15 protein-coding genes are annotated in these 14,847 nt (G+C 70.6%); 11 read left to right on the top strand and 4 right to left on the bottom strand.

Annotated elements, in window-relative coordinates; translation table 11 throughout:
• The first annotated feature begins 74 nt into the window (after positions 1 to 74).
• The 5 genes from IEY56_RS14070 to IEY56_RS14055 all read left to right on the top strand — a co-directional run bounded on the left by IEY56_RS14070 (position 75) and on the right by IEY56_RS14055 (position 4,051).
• Entirely contained in the window at positions 75 to 2,300 is a 2,226-nt protein-coding gene (locus IEY56_RS14070) for an ATP-dependent DNA helicase UvrD2 (protein WP_189037501.1), read from the top strand.
• A 412-nt stretch (positions 2,301 to 2,712) separates the two neighbouring features.
• Positions 2,713 to 2,979 carry a hypothetical protein gene (locus tag IEY56_RS14065; RefSeq protein WP_229711874.1) on the top strand — a complete coding sequence of 89 codons (267 nt, stop codon included), beginning with the start codon at positions 2,713 to 2,715 and terminating at the stop codon, positions 2,977 to 2,979.
• Positions 2,980 to 3,111: 132 nt separating this feature from the next.
• On the top strand, positions 3,112 to 3,477 hold the full coding sequence (locus tag IEY56_RS14060) for a WhiB family transcriptional regulator (RefSeq protein ID WP_373292085.1): 366 nt from the start codon (positions 3,112 to 3,114) through the stop codon (positions 3,475 to 3,477).
• Positions 3,474 to 3,797: a putative WhiB-interacting protein gene (locus IEY56_RS28450; RefSeq protein ID WP_229711873.1), complete on the top strand. Its 324-nt coding sequence runs from the start codon at positions 3,474 to 3,476 to the stop codon at positions 3,795 to 3,797. Before IEY56_RS14060 ends, IEY56_RS28450 begins: the two co-directional genes overlap by 4 nt.
• A 65-nt stretch (positions 3,798 to 3,862) precedes the next feature.
• On the top strand, positions 3,863 to 4,051 hold the full coding sequence (locus tag IEY56_RS14055) for a hypothetical protein (protein ID WP_189037500.1): 189 nt from the start codon (positions 3,863 to 3,865) through the stop codon (positions 4,049 to 4,051).
• A 147-nt stretch (positions 4,052 to 4,198) separates the two neighbouring features.
• Here the strand turns inward: IEY56_RS14055 and IEY56_RS14050 are convergent, their stop codons facing one another.
• Together IEY56_RS14050 and IEY56_RS14045 are read right to left on the bottom strand one after the other, a co-directional pair.
• Positions 4,199 to 5,587, bottom strand: a complete 1,389-nt coding sequence (locus IEY56_RS14050) for an ABC1 kinase family protein (protein WP_189037499.1) — start codon at positions 5,585 to 5,587, stop codon at positions 4,199 to 4,201.
• 54 nt (positions 5,588 to 5,641) lie between these two features.
• Positions 5,642 to 6,742, bottom strand: a complete 1,101-nt coding sequence (locus tag IEY56_RS14045) for a ThiF family adenylyltransferase (RefSeq protein ID WP_373292084.1) — start codon at positions 6,740 to 6,742, stop codon at positions 5,642 to 5,644.
• Positions 6,743 to 6,950: 208 nt separating this feature from the next.
• On the opposite strand from IEY56_RS14045, the gene IEY56_RS14040 reads away from it, so the two are divergent.
• From IEY56_RS14040 to IEY56_RS14025, 4 genes are all read left to right on the top strand, one after another.
• A complete protein-coding gene (locus tag IEY56_RS14040; protein ID WP_189037497.1) occupies positions 6,951 to 7,502 on the top strand; it encodes a M48 metallopeptidase family protein in 552 nt (183 codons plus the stop codon).
• A 72-nt stretch (positions 7,503 to 7,574) separates the two neighbouring features.
• Positions 7,575 to 9,236, top strand: a complete 1,662-nt coding sequence (locus IEY56_RS14035; RefSeq protein WP_189037496.1) for a TerD family protein — start codon at positions 7,575 to 7,577, stop codon at positions 9,234 to 9,236.
• Between the two features lie 11 nt (positions 9,237 to 9,247).
• Complete coding sequence (locus tag IEY56_RS14030) at positions 9,248 to 9,931, top strand: AIM24 family protein (RefSeq protein WP_189037495.1); 684 nt, start codon at positions 9,248 to 9,250, stop codon at positions 9,929 to 9,931.
• A 19-nt stretch (positions 9,932 to 9,950) separates the two neighbouring features.
• Positions 9,951 to 10,709 carry an AIM24 family protein gene (locus tag IEY56_RS14025; RefSeq protein ID WP_189037494.1) on the top strand — a complete coding sequence of 253 codons (759 nt, stop codon included), beginning with the start codon at positions 9,951 to 9,953 and terminating at the stop codon, positions 10,707 to 10,709.
• Between the two features lie 95 nt (positions 10,710 to 10,804).
• Here the strand turns inward: IEY56_RS14025 and IEY56_RS14020 are convergent, their stop codons facing one another.
• Both IEY56_RS14020 and IEY56_RS14015 read right to left on the bottom strand, forming a co-directional pair.
• Entirely contained in the window at positions 10,805 to 11,341 is a 537-nt protein-coding gene (locus IEY56_RS14020) for an NUDIX hydrolase (RefSeq protein ID WP_189037493.1), read from the bottom strand.
• Complete coding sequence (locus IEY56_RS14015; protein WP_189037492.1) at positions 11,338 to 12,951, bottom strand: zinc-dependent metalloprotease; 1,614 nt, start codon at positions 12,949 to 12,951, stop codon at positions 11,338 to 11,340. The genes IEY56_RS14020 and IEY56_RS14015 overlap by 4 nt, the downstream gene beginning before the upstream one ends.
• 252 nt (positions 12,952 to 13,203) lie before the next feature.
• On the opposite strand from IEY56_RS14015, the gene IEY56_RS14010 reads away from it, so the two are divergent.
• Together IEY56_RS14010 and IEY56_RS14005 are read left to right on the top strand one after the other, a co-directional pair.
• A complete protein-coding gene (locus IEY56_RS14010) occupies positions 13,204 to 14,301 on the top strand; it encodes an SDR family oxidoreductase (protein WP_189037491.1) in 1,098 nt (365 codons plus the stop codon).
• Positions 14,302 to 14,398: 97 nt separating this feature from the next.
• Positions 14,399 to 14,847: molybdenum cofactor biosynthesis protein MoaE (locus tag IEY56_RS14005; RefSeq protein ID WP_189037589.1), on the top strand; the 449-nt coding region annotated here is incomplete at its 3' end.

The following is a 14,847-nucleotide window of genomic DNA, read 5'->3' as shown; positions in this document are numbered from 1 at the left end:
AGTCCGTAGGACGATACGACTTCAGCTGTGGACAAGCGTGACTACCGCCGGGATCCACCTGGCAGCATGGCGGGGTGACAGCAGCAACGGACCCCACCCTGTTCTCCCAGCCCGACGCCTACGCGGATCCGCCTCGTGACGCCGACGCCGTGCTGGAGGGGCTCGATCCGGAGCAGCGGGAAGTGGCCACGGCCCTCCACGGCCCGGTGTGCGTGCTCGCGGGCGCGGGCACGGGCAAGACCCGCGCCATCACCCACCGCATCGCCTACGGCGTGCGCGCGGGCATCCTTCCCCCGGCCAGCGTCCTCGCGGTCACCTTCACCAGCCGGGCGGCGGGGGAGATGCGCGGGAGGCTGCGGCAGCTCGGGGCGAGCGGCGTCCAGGCGCGTACGTTCCACTCGGCCGCCCTGCGCCAGCTCCAGTTCTTCTGGCCCCGAGCCGTGGGGGGCGAGCTCCCCCGCCTGCTGGAACGCAAGGTCCAGCTCGTCGCCGAAGCGGCCGCGCGCTGCCGTCTGCGCCTCGACCGGAACGAACTGCGGGACCTCATCGGCGAGATCGAGTGGTCGAAGGTGACGCAGACGGTGCCGGAGGACTACCCGGCGGTGGTCGCCAAGACGACCCGGGTGCCCCCGCGGGACCCGGCGGAGACGGCCCGCGTCTTCGGCATGTACGAGCAGCTCAAGCGCGACCGCTCGGTCATCGATTTCGAGGACGTCCTGCTGCTGACGGTCGGGGTCCTGCAGGACCGCCCCGACATCGCCGACACCGTCCGCGGGCAGTACCAGCACTTCGTGGTCGACGAGTACCAGGACGTCAGCCCTCTGCAGCAGCGCCTGCTGGAGCTGTGGGTGGGCGACCGGCAAAACCTGTGCGTCGTGGGGGACGCCAGCCAGACGATCTACTCCTTCACCGGCGCCACTCCGGACCACCTTCTCGACTTCCGCACCCGGCACCCGGACTCCACGGTCGTCAAGCTCGTGCGCGACTACCGCTCCACGCCGCAGGTCGTCCACCTGGCGAACGGCCTGCTCTCACAGGCGACGGGCCGTGCGGCGGAGCACCGCCTGGAGCTGGTCTCGCAGCGGGAAGCCGGCCCCGAACCGGCGTACGTGGAGTACGCGGACGAGCCGTCCGAGGCCGAGGGAACCGCCAGGCGCATCCGCGAGCTGATCGACTCGGGCGTGCCCGCCAGCGAGATCGCCGTGCTCTACCGCATCAACGCCCAGTCGGAGATCTACGAGCAGGCACTGGTCGACGCCGACGTGCCGTATCAACTCCGGGGCGCCGAACGGTTCTTCGAGCGCCCGGAGGTCCGGGAGGCGGGAGTGGCGCTGCGCAGCGCCGCCCGCTTCGGGGAGAACGACAGCCTGCTCGACGGCGCGGCCGACCTCCCCTCCCAGGTGCGTGCCGTCCTGAGCGGCAGCGGCTGGACGCCGGAGCCTCCGGCGGGCTCCGGGGCCGTGCGCGACCGCTGGGAGTCCCTGGCGGCGCTCGTCCGGCTCGCGGAGTCCCTCGCCGCGTCCCGCTCCGCGGCGGGCAAGGAAGCCCCGACGCTGGGCGACTTCGTGGCGGAGCTGGACGAGCGGGCCAACGCACAGCACGCCCCCACGGTCGAGGGCGTCACCCTCGCGTCTCTGCACTCGGCCAAGGGCCTCGAATGGGATGCGGTGTTCCTGACCGGGCTCACCGAGGGGATGATGCCGATCACCCACGCCAAGACGGACGCCCAGGTCGAGGAGGAGCGGCGTCTGCTCTACGTCGGCGTCACCAGGGCGCGCCTCCATCTGACGCTCTCCTGGGCGCTGTCGCGCTCGCCGGGGGGCCGCGGCGGCAGGCGCCCCAGCCGGTTCCTCAACGGGCTGCGGCCCGGAACGTCGGCGACGGGCACCCGCGGTTCCGGCGGCCCCGGCGGCATCGAGCGCGGGCGGAGTGGCGGCAGCCGGGCGCGCAAGCGGCGCGGGCCCGTGCAGTGCCGGGTCTGCGGGCGTTCCCTGACCGACCCAGGCGAGATGAAGCTGATGCGCTGTGAGGACTGCCCGTCCGACATGGACGAGCAGCTCTACGAACGCCTGCGTGAGTGGCGCTCCGAGCAGGCGAAGCAACTGGGGCAGCCCGCGTACTGCGTCTTCACCGACAAGACGCTGCTGGCGATCGCTGAGACGGTGCCGGACGGGGAGGCGGAGCTGGCGTGCATCTCAGGCGTGGGGGCGCGCAAGCTCGAGCGGTTCGGCGCCGACGTCCTCGCGCTGTGCGCGGGCGAGGAGTTGGGCGCTGAAGACGCCGAAGAGCCTTCGCAGTAAGCGTCCCGGGCCGCCATGCCGACGCCAGGTGTGCCGCGGCCGGTGGCTGGCGTCTGCTGGTTGACGCCCGACGCCCGACGCCCGACGCCCGACGCCTGGCGCCTGGCGTTCGTGGGGGGCTGCCTGGTGACCGGCGCGTAGTGACGGGTGCGGGGCTCCCTCGCACGACCGCCGGGTACTTCGTAGCCGGCCGAGCCAGCACCTGCTGCGGGTCCGGCCCGGCACCCGCTTCGGAACCTTTTCCAGAAGGGGCGGAAAAATAGTTTGCGCGCGCTGTCCGGAGCACCATAGCCTTCCGGACGTGGACAGGGCGGGGGCTTTTCGCCCCACCCCATCCATGCTGTACTGACTCCTGTACGTATGCGGATCAGCTTCGGTTGATCCCCCGAGTCGCCGAGAGGAGGCGAGCCCAGTGATCAGCTTCATCACCGACACCCAGATGACCGACCGCTCGGTCGTCGCCTCTTGCCTGCTCGATTCCCGGCTCAACGGCATCGGTGTGTCCCGCGTCGTTCCCAGCAGCGGCGTACGACAGACCAAGGGATCTGCAGCAGCGGCACAGGCAGTGGCCTATGTCCGCATGTTCGCGGCCCCTGACGCAGGCATCCGCAACGAAGAGCCGAAGCACAACCCGACGTGGGCCTTCCGTGGGCTCGAACCCTGGAGAGATCCAGCCTGATCGGCAGATCAGGTCGGCACCTTCCAGGGCCGCGGAACCCACACCGGGATCCGCGGCCCTTCTGTTTGCCCCCGCCCGGCCACCAGCCGGGCCGACAAGACAACAGACATCGACAGACGAGGAAAACCGGCAGTGCACCCCAACACGCACACCCCGTCACCCACGACCGACCTGATGCCGCCTGACTGCCCCACGGAGGACCCTGTGCCCGCCCCGCTCATCACGCTCACCGAACTCGACGACGCCATCGAGCGTCTCGACGTCACCGTGCCCTGCCGTTCCTACGACCCCGAGGTCTTCTTCGCCGAGGCCCCGGCCGACGTGGAGTACGCGAAGACGCTCTGCCAGACCTGCCCGCTGCGTGAGGCCTGCCTCGCCGGCGCCAAGGACCGCCGCGAGCCCTGGGGGGTATGGGGCGGCGAGCTGTTCATCCAGGGCGTGGTGGTTCCCAGGAAGCGTCCGCGCGGACGCCCGCGTAAGAACCCGGTCACGGCATGACGACCGCCGGCACGATCGACCGCCCGATGACGCACGATCCGCAGCTGCGTCACCTTCCGAAGCAGGTCCCGACGATGACAGCTGCCTCCGAGACACCCGACAGAACTGGAATCGACGCGAACTCCTCGCGTCAGAACAGGAACCGAGAAATGCAACTCATGCCAGAATCCCTGGCTCGAGCCCATATGGACGACCGCCTGCACGAGGCCGAGTCGCAACGCAGGGCCCTGCGCGTCACATCCGCCCGTCGCCTTCAGCGCCGTGCGGAGCGTGCCTCCCTGCGAGCCCGCCGGGCGATCGCCATGGCGGTCATGCAGTGAAGTCACCGGAGAGCCGGGGCGCCATGCCCCGGCTCTCGGGTCTGCCCGGCGTTATCTTTCGATGAATGGACGAGACGAACAGCGAGTCGACGGCGGGCGGGACAGCGTGCGCCGCATGCGGGAAGGTCGCCCACGCGATTCCGCTGACCTGGGTGAGCTCCCGCGAGAACGGTGAGACACGCTACTTCTGCGACACGTGCGCCCGGGAGAGCATCAGAGCCATCGAGCAGCGCCTCGACTCGTCCTGGTGGTGAGCAGCCCGCTCCCGCCAAGGCGCCTCTCCTGCAGCTGCCGTCCGGCCGACGGCTCCGGCGCGGTGTCCCGGCGATCAGTGACGACTCGGCATGAGGCAAAGGCCATCGGCCGGCGCCGTCTGCCGGCCTGTCGCGAGGCGTCGAAGCTCAGGCAGAAGTGTCCTCCGCGGGGGAAGCGCCCTCGTCATCCTCGTCGTCGGCGAAGCCCGGGACCCACGCCTCCATCTCCTCCCGCATCCTCACCGACGCCCCGAGCTGGCACAGGACACCGATGGTGCTCAGCGTCACGCGGTGCAGAAGCAGATATGAGGGCGGCAGATTGAGCTGCTTGCCCAACTGGTGTGCGGGGGAGCGCGGATCAGCGATCCGCGCGGCCTGCTCGCGCATCCAGTCGCGGTCGAAGGGGAAGGTCTCCGCCCGCGCCGGTTCGATCACGGGGACCAAGTAGTCCAGTACTTCAGCCGGTTCAAGGTCGATGGACTCCTTGACGAACCCCTCGGCGCGCAGCAACTCGTAGACCGCCTCGGCTTCGCCCTCGATGACCATGCGCAGTGCCGTGCCGATCATGGGAGGCAGCCCTTCGGGGAGCCTGTCCACGGTGCCGAAATCCATCACCCCCAGCCGCCACTGCGCGGTGTCGCCGTCCTCGCCGGACCCGTCTCCGGGTATCAGGCGGAAGTTGCCGGGATGCGGGTCGGCGTGCAGAAGTCCGGTACGAGCCGTGCCGGAGAAGAGGAAGCGGGCGAGAAGCTGCCCCGCCCGGTCGCGCTCGTCCTGGGTGCCCTCGCGTATCACCTCGGCGAGCGGTACGCCGTCCATCCACTCGGTGACCAGCACCTGCTCGCACTGATGCACCACGTCGGGGATCACGACGTCCAGGTCGTCCGCGAACTCCTCCGCGTACGTCCTCTGTGCCTGGGCCTCCAAGCCGTAGTCCAGCTCTTCGCTCACCCTGTCGCGCAGTTCGGAGATGAGGGGCTTGATGTCCATCCCCGGTATGAGGGGGCCCAGCAGCAGGGCGAACCTGCCGAGCTGGGTGAGGTCCGAGATCAACGCTTCACCCGCGCCGGGGTACTGAACCTTCACCGCGACCTCACGCCCGTCATGCCAGACGCCGCGGTGCACCTGCCCGATGGACGCCGCCGCCGAGGGCTTGTCCTCGAACTCCTCGAAGAGGTCCCGCCAGTCCTCGCCCATCCGCTCGGCGAGCACCTGGTGCACGGTGCGGGTGGGCATCGGAGGGGCGGCTTCCTGGAGCTTGGTCAGCGTCGCCCGGTACGGGCCCGCGATCTCCTCCGGAAGCGCGGACTCGAAGACGGAGAGCGCCTGCCCGAACTTCATGGCGCCCCCCTTCAGCTCCCCGAGCACCTTGAACAGCTGCTCCGCGGTCCGCTGCTGGAGGTCGTGCCCCACAAGGTCGGCTGACAGCCCGCCGATGCGTTTTCCCAGCCCCCACGCGGAGCGGCCGGCGAACCCCAGAGGCAGCGCCGCGAGTTTTGCCGTACGCGTCACTGCCTTGCGGGGAAGATCGGACATGGGCCCCTCCAACTTCCAGACGGCTCTACCGGACAGCACCGAGGACGGCGGCCATCAGGCCATTGTGACCTCTTCCAGGGCTTCCGCCGAGGGTGGGAGTTCCGCTGTCACCAAAGCGGCACCGCACGGACACTCAGGATGGGCGGAGAGCTGCTCGGTGTCACCCGTCAGATGCGGCATCGAGAAGCGCACCCTGTAGCCGGCCGCGCAACCGCCGTCGCCGTCCAGGTAGCTCAGCGCGTAGGAGGCGATGGCCCCCGCGACCATCGTCGCCAGCGCGACATCGCAGGCGGGAACCCCCGCACGTCGCCGTCCCGAGGTGCGCCACTGCCCCACCACCAGCGGCCAGCTCGGGTCCCGCTCGGCGCGGCCCCGCAGCATGCACCCCGCGCAGGGAGAGACCCCGGGAAGGACCAGCGGCCCCACTACGCCTGTGCTCTCCACCACACCGCCGTACAAGTGAGGCGTCCCGGCCTGGACGAAGCCCTCGGAGGACGCCGGATCCGGGGCGTAGGCGTCCAGGCCGTCGCGCGGCGCCACCACCACCAGGCCCACGGCCCCTCTCGTACGGCCGCGTGCACGGGAGCGCCACGGTCTCGCCCTGCTGACAGCCTTGCGGGCTGCGGCATCCCGGCGCTCGCCGACCGCTTCCGCGGTAATGCCTCCCGGAACCGTGTCCCAGGGCTCGACGTGACCCCCGTCCACGACGTCGACCTCCCCCACCCCGGCCGCCGACAGCGTCGACGCCACCAGTGCTCCCACCCGCCCCGCTCCCCGCACCTGCACGCTCTTCTCCCTGCGGGCCACGAGCCGGCGCAGCCCTCCTCCCGGCTCGCGGTGCACGACCGACAGCGAGCCGAGGTCGGGGCGCAGGCCGTCGCTCACACTGGCCGCGGCCTGCCGGTCCGCAGTCGCGTCGTCGAGCACGCCGGCCGAGGAGAGCCTCTCCACCAGACGGTCCGCCGTAGCGGACGAGAGGCCCAGGCGTGCGGCCTCCTCCCGCAGCTGGACGAGGCTCCGCGTCCCGTCCATGAGCTCCATGAAGCCCGCTGTGGTGTTGTCCACCGGACCCAGCAGCACGGCGTGTGCGGGCGCCGCGCCGTACTGCACCGTCTGCCTGTCTCGCCAGGCCCGCCGCAATGCGGGCTTGATCATCGGATGCATGCTCTTCCCGTTCCGTGAGGTGCCGCCCCATCGGGCTCTCCGCCGTGGAAGGACAGAATGCGGTTGCAGGCAAGGAGGCCGCCGAAAGTTATCCACAGGGCTGGGGAGTAGTCGTATGAGTCGAGTGCATATCAGGGCATAAGCCTCGTATCCGACCGGAGGTGGGACTTCCGCCACACACAACGGGTAACGTCGACGCGTGCCCGCCGACCCGCTGAAGAGCACCAGCCAGCAGGCGGTCGAAGTGCGTCGCAGCGCGCGCCGCAGACGCACGGTCTCCGCCTACCGCGAGGGTGACCGCACCATCGTGATGATCCCTGCCCGGATGTCCCGGGACGAGGAGCAGCGCTGGGTCGGAGTCATGCTCGAAAAGCTCGCCGCCCAGGAGAGCAAGCGCCATCTCGGCGACAGCGAGCTGGCGGCACGCGCCGTCCAGCTCTCCGAGCAGTATCTGGAGGGGCGCGCGCGGCCCGTTTCTGTGCGCTGGGTCACCAACCAGAACACTCGATGGGGTTCCTGTACCCCCGCCGAGGGCAGCATCCGGCTCTCGCACCGCCTGCGCGGCATGCCGGGATATGTCGTCGACTACGTCCTGCTGCACGAGCTCGCCCACCTGCTGGTGCCCGGACACGGCCCCCGTTTCTGGGAGTTGCTGGAGGTCTATCCGCGTACGGAGCGGGCACGCGGCTTCCTGGAGGGGGTCGTGGCCGCCGACCGGCTGCCCGAACTTCCTGCCGCACGCGACGAGTGAACTCCGCGGGGCATTGGATAGCCTGGCGCCTCATACGGCACACATTTGCGGACGGGGGGACGGTCGTTACGTATGGCCAGGGAATTCCAGCGCGGCCACAAGGCCAAGATCAGTGATCTGACAGCCGGGCGCGATCTGTACGTGGGAGTGCAGGTCGCCGGTCCCGGACTCTCCTTCGACATCAGCTGTTTCGGCCTCGACGCCGATGAACGGCTCTCCGACGACCGGTACTTCATCTTCTTCAACCAGCCGAAGTCGCCGGAGGAGTCGCTCCAGCAGCTCGGCGCCCAGTCAGGCGACACGGAATCCTTCCGTGTGACGCTGGACAAGATCCCTTCTCAGATCAAGCGCCTCTCGTTCACCGCCGCCCTGGACGGGGCCGGCCAGATGTCCCAGGCGCAGTCCGGCTACATCCGGATAGTCGCCGGCGGTGAAGAGGTCGCCCGGTATTCGTTCGACGGTTCGGAGTTCAGCACCGAACGTGCGGTGATGCTCGGGGACTTCTACTTCAAGGACGAGTGGCGGTTCGCCGCCGTCGGGCAGGGCTTCGACGGCGGTCTCGAGGCATTGCTGCGCAATTTCGGCGGCGAGGTCCTGGAAGAGGAGGAGCCGGCGGCCGCCGAGCCCGCTCAGGCTCCGGGTTTCGCGCCGCCCGGGGGCGCCTCGGAGCAACCCGGCTTCGCGCCGCCGGCGGGCGCACCGGCCCCGGCTTCCGCTCCGCCCGCCGCGAGCGCCCCGCCGCAGCAGCCGCCCGCGTTCGGCGCGCCGCAGCCGGCGGCCACCCAGCAGGGCCCGGCTCCTGGTACGCCGGCCCACGCGACCGCCCCGACGATCGCGGCCCCGGACGCCTACGCCCAGGGGCAGGCGCCCGCGCAGCCGGCGCCTCCCGGCCCGCCGGGACCGCCGCCGCAACAACCGCCTCCCACGCAGTCGTTCAGCCCGCCGCAGGCACCGCAGGCACCGCAGGCACCGCAGCCGCCTCAGGCACAGCAGAATCCCTTCGCCCCGCAGGCCCCGCAGTCGCCCTTCGGCTCGCAGATGCCGCAGATGCCGCAGATCCCGCAGGGCCCGGCCGCGGGCATGGGCGTCACACTCGACAAGTACCGCGAAGCGCCCACGGGTCAGCGCTGGACGCTGCAGAACGAGCAGCTCGCCCGCGTCGACCTCGGCATCGACGGCCAGCCCGTCCTGGCCCGCCAGGGCAGCATGGTCCTTTACCAGGGGAAGGTCGACTTCAGCTACAAGGGCGCGGGCTTCCGCGGCCGCGTGGTCGGCAACGCAACGGGCCAGGAGATGCAGCTGATGCGCTGCACCGGCGGTGGCCAGGTCTTCTTCGCCGAGGAGGCCGCCACTCTCCACCCGATCGAGTTGCAGGGTGACTCGATCTGCGTGTCCGCGGACCACGTCCTCGCCTTCGACGAGGGCCTTCAGTACGAGGTGCGGCGGATCGAGGGCCACGGCATACCGGGCGGTGCGCTCTTCACGATGGTCTTCCAGGGCACCGGCACTGTCGTCGTCACGACGCAGGGCCCCCCTGTGGTCCTTCCCGTCACCCCCACCACCTTCGCCGACGCCGATGCCGTCGTTGCCTGGTCGGCAGCGGCTCAGGTCATCGTCTCCAGCCAGGTCCGGCTCCGCCGCCAGGCATATCCCGGGCACAGCGGCGAGACCGTGAACCTCCAGTTCCGCGGCGCGCCCGGCAACTTCATCGTCGTCCAGCCCTACGAGGTGTGAGGGAGCCCGTCATGGATCAGCAGCTCATCGCGGGCTACGCCCCGTCCCAGCCCGCGGCCCGAATGGAGAACCACGGGCCGCACATGCTCAAGGTCGTCATGCAGAGCGGCCACGATCTGTTCGCCCGCGTCGGTTCGATGATCGCCTACGAGGGCTTCGTGCAGTACGAGCCGAACCCGCCGGCGGTGCGGCAGCGCGCCTCCCAGTGGCTCACCGGCGAAGGCGCGCCGCTCATGCGCTGCCACGGCGACGGCCTGCTCTACCTGGCCGACTACGGCGCGAACGTCGTGATTCTGAACCTCAACGACGAGAGCATCTCCGTCAACGGCACCAACCTCCTCGCCTTCGACGCCCATCTCGAATGGGGAGTGCAACGCGTCAAGGGGATGGCCAAGTTCGCAGGCCAGGGCCTCTTCAACGTCGCTGTCACCGGCACCGGCTGGGTGGCGTTGACCACCCGCGGCCAGCCCGTCGTCGTCGACTGCGGCCGCGGTGACGACGAGACGTCGGTGGACCCGGACGCGCTCGTGGCCTGGTCGACGCACCTGAAGATGAAGGGGAAGCGCAGCTTCAAGGCGTCCGCGATGATCGGCCGGGGCAGCGGAGAGGCGTACCAACTGGGCTTCTCCGGCCAGGGGTTCGTCGTCGTACAACCGAGCGAGGACAGCGCCGACCGCCTGCGGGCACGAGGCTGACGGGGGAGGACGAAGGATCATGCAGAGCCCGCTTTTCGGCTACACCGAGGTCCAGAGCCAGGACCGCTACGCGCTGCAGAACCCGAGGCTGCTGCGCGTCTCCCTGACCGGCCACGAGGACGTGCTCGCCCGCAAGGGCAGCATGGTCGCCTATCAGGGAATGCTGGAGTTCGACGGCGAGTACCAGACGTCGCAGCAGCGGAACGCGAGGCGCAGGACGGGCGAGGGACTCGACCTCATGCGCTGCTCAGGGCAGGGGACCGTCTACCTCGCCAACCTCGCCCAGCACGTGCATCTCGTGGACGTCGAACGCGACGGCCTGACCGTCGACAGTGCGTACGTCCTCGCCCTCGACTCCCAGCTGCACTGGGAAGTCATCGCGGTGGACAGCCAGTTCGGCGTCTCCGGGTCCGGCAAGTACAACCTCAACATCACCGGACAGGGCAAGGTCGCGCTGATGACGTCGGGACAGCCCCTCATGATGCGGGTCTCGCCGGACGCCTACTCGAACGCCGACGCCGACGCTGTCGTCGCCTGGTCGAGCTCCCTGCGCGTGCAGATGCAGGCGCAGACGAGCGCTTCGCAGGTGTGGCGCCGCCGCGGAAACACCGGCGAGGGCTGGGAGTTGAGCTTCATGGGCCAGGGTTACGCCCTTGTCCAGCCCAGCGAGCTGCTGCCTCCGCAGAACGCCGTGATCGGCCAAGGGCTCCGAGCGCAGTACGGCATGGGCCCGAACGGAGCGGCAGGCCAGAACCAGGGCAACATCTTCAGCAACTGAGCAGTGGTGAGGCCGGGCCCCGTTCGTGAGACGGGACCCGGCCTCGCCGCGCACGCTTGGCGGGGCGCAGTCCGTCCGGCAGCGCCCCGCTCAGTTCACCCTGTCCGCGCCAGCACGCGGGAGCGCTCCGTGAGCGACACCACCGACTCGTCGGCCACGGTCGCCACTTCGCCGTAACCGAACCAGCGCAGCTCCAGGGACTCCTCGCTCACCTGCTCCAGCGACCCGGGCGGCGCCAGCGCCGCGTACTGCACGTCCAGATGCCAGGCACACGGCGTCTGATGGCGGTCGAGCCGCACAGGTCCGCCCGGCATCAGCGTCAGACCGCTGATGCCCGACTCCTCCGTGGCCTCCCGCAGAGCGGCGTCCTCGAGTGTGGTGTCCTCGGGTTCGCAGTGCCCGCCCATCTGCAGCCACATCCGCAGCTTGCGGTGCAGCGTCAGCAGGACGCGCTCTCCGCCGGGATCGATCACCAGCGCGCTGGCCGTGATGTGACCGTCCTTGCACGCCTTCCACATGCCGGCCGGATGGGACTGGAGGTGGCGGAGGTACTCCTCGCGCAGGCCCTCCTGCACCTCGTCCGGGGCGGGCCACTCCGTGAGCCGTCGGACGGCGTCTTCGAACAGGCTCATTTCTTCCCGTCGGGGCCGCTGCCGTCGTTGCCGTCGCCGCGGCCCTCGTCACCGCCGCCGTCACGGCCGGCTCCGCCGTCCTCGTCGCGAGCGGCTTCGCCGCCGTCACCGCCGGAGCTCTCTCCCGCGTCGGCCGCAACGCCGCCGGACGCCCCCTCAGCGGCGTCGCCCAGCATCTTGTCCAGCTCGGAGAAGTCGGCGTTCTCGCTGTGCACGAAGCCGTCGGGATCGTCCAGGTCCGCCGCGGTCGGCAGCATGTCGGGGTGCGCCCACAGCCCGTCGCGCCCCTCCATGCCCCGGGCGTCCGTGAGCGAGGCCCACAGCCGGGACGCGTCGCGGAGCCTGCGAGGGCGCAGCTCCAGCCCGATGAGCGTGGCGAACGTCTGCTCCGCGGGGCCTCCCGAGGCACGGCGCCTGCGCAGCGTCTCCCGCAGGGCGGAGGCCGACGGCAGGTGCGGCTCGGCGGCGGCGTGGACTACCGCGTCCACCCAGCCCTCCACGAGCGCGAGAGCAGTCTCCAGCCGGGCCTTCGCGGCCTGCTGCTCCGGAGTGTCCTCAGGCTGGAACATGCCCTGCTGCAGGGCCTCCTGCAGCTCCTCGGGGCGCTGCGGGTCGAACTGGCCGACCACGTCCTCCAGCTTGCTGGTGTCGACCTTGATGCCGCGGGCGTACCCCTCGACGGCTCCGAAGAGGTGCGACCGCAGCCACGGGACATGCGCGAAGAGCCGCTGGTGGGCTGCCTCGCGGAGAGCGAGGTACAGCCGGACCTCGTCCTGGGGGACGCCGAGCCCCTCACCGAGCGCCGACATGTTCCCCGGCAGCAGCGCGGCCTTTCCGGGCGGCCCCAGCGGCAAGCCGATGTCGGACGAGCCGACGACCTCGCCGGCCAGCACACCCAGGGCCTGACCGATCTGCGTACCGAACATCGCGCCCCCCATGGAGCGCATCATTCCGATGAGCGGACCGGCCATAGCCTGCATCTCTTCGGGCAGTACGTCGCCCATGGCTGCCCCGACCCGCTCGGCGACCGGGTCCACCAGGTCCTTCCACACGGGGAGCGTCAGCTCGACCCACTCGGCACGGCTCCACGCCTCCGCGGTGCCCGAGCCGGACGGCAGGGACGTCACGCCGTCGAGCCAGAGGTCGGCCAGGCGGACGGCTTCCTGTACCGCGGCACGGTCGCTCGGGCCGATGCTGGCGTCCTTCGTGGCCTTCTCGGAGCCCTCCGGCAGCGCGTCGCGGCCGGGCGGCCCCGCTGCGACGGTCTGCCGCGCGATGTCCTTCGCCATCTCCCAGTTCACGGGCCCGCCCTCGTAGGAGAGCATCTGCCCGAGCTTCTGGAAGGCGGCGCCGAGGTCGTTGGGGTCCATGCCGCCCTGACCGCCGCCGAGCGAGCCGAACATCGCGGCGAGCGGATTGTCGGCACCGGAGCCTCCCGGGCCACCGCCGAAGCCGAAGGGCCCGGGCGCCCCGCCCCGGCCCTGACCACCGCCCTGACCGCTCTGACCGCCTTGGCCACCCTGGCCGGCGCCGTCACCCTTCTTCTTGCCTTCGTCCCCGTCTTCGGGCTCCTCGGGAGGTACGCCGAATCCGAATGGGAAGTCACTCACGGGTTTCCTCGGCTCTGTCTCGTGGGTCTCGTGCGTTCAAGGTCCTGCGGGTCTCGCCGGACGGTGCGCTGACGTTGGCTCGCAGGAACGAGCTGGTGGACTACGTTGGACTGGACCGGCTGGCCGAAGTGGACCAATCGGGATATACGCGAGTCTGCACGGATCTCGCCGGCTCCACCTCCAGCCTAGACACCTGTCAGGCAGGATGGAGCCTGCGCACCTCCTACCAGAAACAACCGCTGGAGACGACCGGTGAGTTCCTCCGAGAGCAACGTTCGCGCAGCGCGAACCCCAACCGTCGCCGTGACGGGCGCCGCCTCGGGGGTCGGGGCGCTCCTGACGGAGCGGCTTGCCGCTTCGGAGGAGATCAAGCGCGTCATCGCCCTCGACGAGCGCAGGGGCGAGGTCACCGAGGCGCAGTGGCACACGCTGGACGTCCGGGACCCCGTCATCGCCGACCGTCTGCGCAACGACGGCGATCCGGTCGACGTCGTCGTCCACCTCGCGCTCGACCTCGACCTGGAGACGGACCCCACCGCCCGTACCGCCCTCAACGTCCGCGGCACCCAGACGGTGCTCACCGCGGCAGCGGCCGCGGGCGTGCGGCGCGTGGTGCTGTGCACGTCGACGATGGTGTACGGCGCTCTGCCGGACAACGACGTACCGCTGAGTGAGGACGCCGAACTGCGCGCCACCGCCGAGGCCACGGCCGTCGGCGATCTGCTGGAGATCGAGCGGCTCGCTCGCCGTGCGCCCCGCGCGCACCCCGGGCTCAACGTCACCGTCGTACGCCCCTCGGTCCTCGTCGGGGCCGGCATGGACACCGCCCTGACCCGCTACTTCGAATCACCCCGGCTGCTGGTGGTGGCCGACTCCCGCCCCTGCTGGCAGTTCTGCCACGTAGAAGACCTGGTCACGGCCCTGCAGTACGCGGTCCTGGAGAAGGCCGACGGCGAGTTCGCCGTCGGCTGCGACGGCTGGCTGGAGCAGGAGGAGGTCGAGGAGCTCACGGGGATCCGGCGGATGGAACTGCCCTCGGCGGTCGCGCTGGGGGCCGCGTCCCGGCTGCACCGGCTCGGACTGACGCCCTCGCCCGCGGGCGATCTCGCCTACACCATGCACCCCTGGGTCGTCTCCGGCTCACGGCTGCACGACGCGGGCTGGCGGCCTCAGTGGACGAACGAGGGAGTGCTGGCGGAGCTGCTGGAGGAGGTGGCGGGACGCCACACTCTCGCCGGACGCCGACTGGGACGTACGGAAGCGGCCACTGCGGCAGGCGCGGGCGCGACAGTCGCTCTGCTGGGCACCGCCGCGCTCGTGCGCAGGGCCCGCAAGCGCCGCGGCCTGTAGGAGCGGCGCTTCACGGCCGGTCCGCTCGGCGGCGCCGGCCTGCACAGCCGGGGGCTTCCGGTTCCGCTGGCCGTGGTGGGTAGGGCAGCATGAGGGCATGTCGCAGAAGTTCGATCACCCTGGTGAGCAGGCCGCGGACGACCCGATCCGGTTGCTGGGCATCCGGGAGGAGCCCCTCTCCGTGGACGAGGTCTTCGCCGCCGTGGGCGACGACGCGTCGGGAGGCACCGCGCTCTTCGTGGGGACGGTCCGCGATCACGACGGCGGTGCCGACGTCACCCGTCTGGGTTATTCGTCCCATCCGACAGCTGAAGCCGAACTGCGCCGGGTCGCGGAGAAGGTGGCCGCCGACTTCCCCGTGCGGGCGCTGGCAGCCGTGCACCGGGTGGGCGAGCTGGAGGTGGGGGACCTCGCCGTCGTCGTCGCCGTCTCCTGCCCGCACCGCGGGGAGGCGTTCGACGCGTGCCGCCGCCTGATCGACGACCTCAAGCACGAGGTCCCGATCTGGAAACACCAGACCTTCTCCGACGGCACCGAAGAGTGGGT

The sequence above is a fragment of the Streptomyces daqingensis genome, assembly GCF_014645895.1.
Taxonomy (GTDB): Bacteria; Actinomycetota; Actinomycetes; order Streptomycetales; family Streptomycetaceae; genus Streptomyces; species Streptomyces daqingensis.
This window is presented reverse-complemented; position numbering and strand designations above follow the sequence as displayed.

Excerpts from the sequence above, each read along its gene's own strand:
- IEY56_RS28450 (WP_229711873.1), top strand. The coding sequence starts at position 3,474 with ATGACGACCGCCGGCACGATCGACCGCCCGATGACGCACGATCCGCAG.
- IEY56_RS14055 (WP_189037500.1), top strand. The coding sequence starts at position 3,863 with ATGGACGAGACGAACAGCGAGTCGACGGCGGGCGGGACAGCGTGCGCC.
- IEY56_RS14050 (WP_189037499.1), bottom strand. The coding sequence starts at position 5,587 with ATGTCCGATCTTCCCCGCAAGGCAGTGACGCGTACGGCAAAACTCGCG.
- IEY56_RS14045 (WP_373292084.1), bottom strand. The coding sequence starts at position 6,742 with ATGATCAAGCCCGCATTGCGGCGGGCCTGGCGAGACAGGCAGACGGTG.
- IEY56_RS14035 (WP_189037496.1), top strand. The coding sequence starts at position 7,575 with ATGGCCAGGGAATTCCAGCGCGGCCACAAGGCCAAGATCAGTGATCTG.
- IEY56_RS14030 (WP_189037495.1), top strand. The coding sequence starts at position 9,248 with ATGGATCAGCAGCTCATCGCGGGCTACGCCCCGTCCCAGCCCGCGGCC.
- IEY56_RS14025 (WP_189037494.1), top strand. The coding sequence starts at position 9,951 with ATGCAGAGCCCGCTTTTCGGCTACACCGAGGTCCAGAGCCAGGACCGC.
- IEY56_RS14020 (WP_189037493.1), bottom strand. The coding sequence starts at position 11,341 with ATGAGCCTGTTCGAAGACGCCGTCCGACGGCTCACGGAGTGGCCCGCC.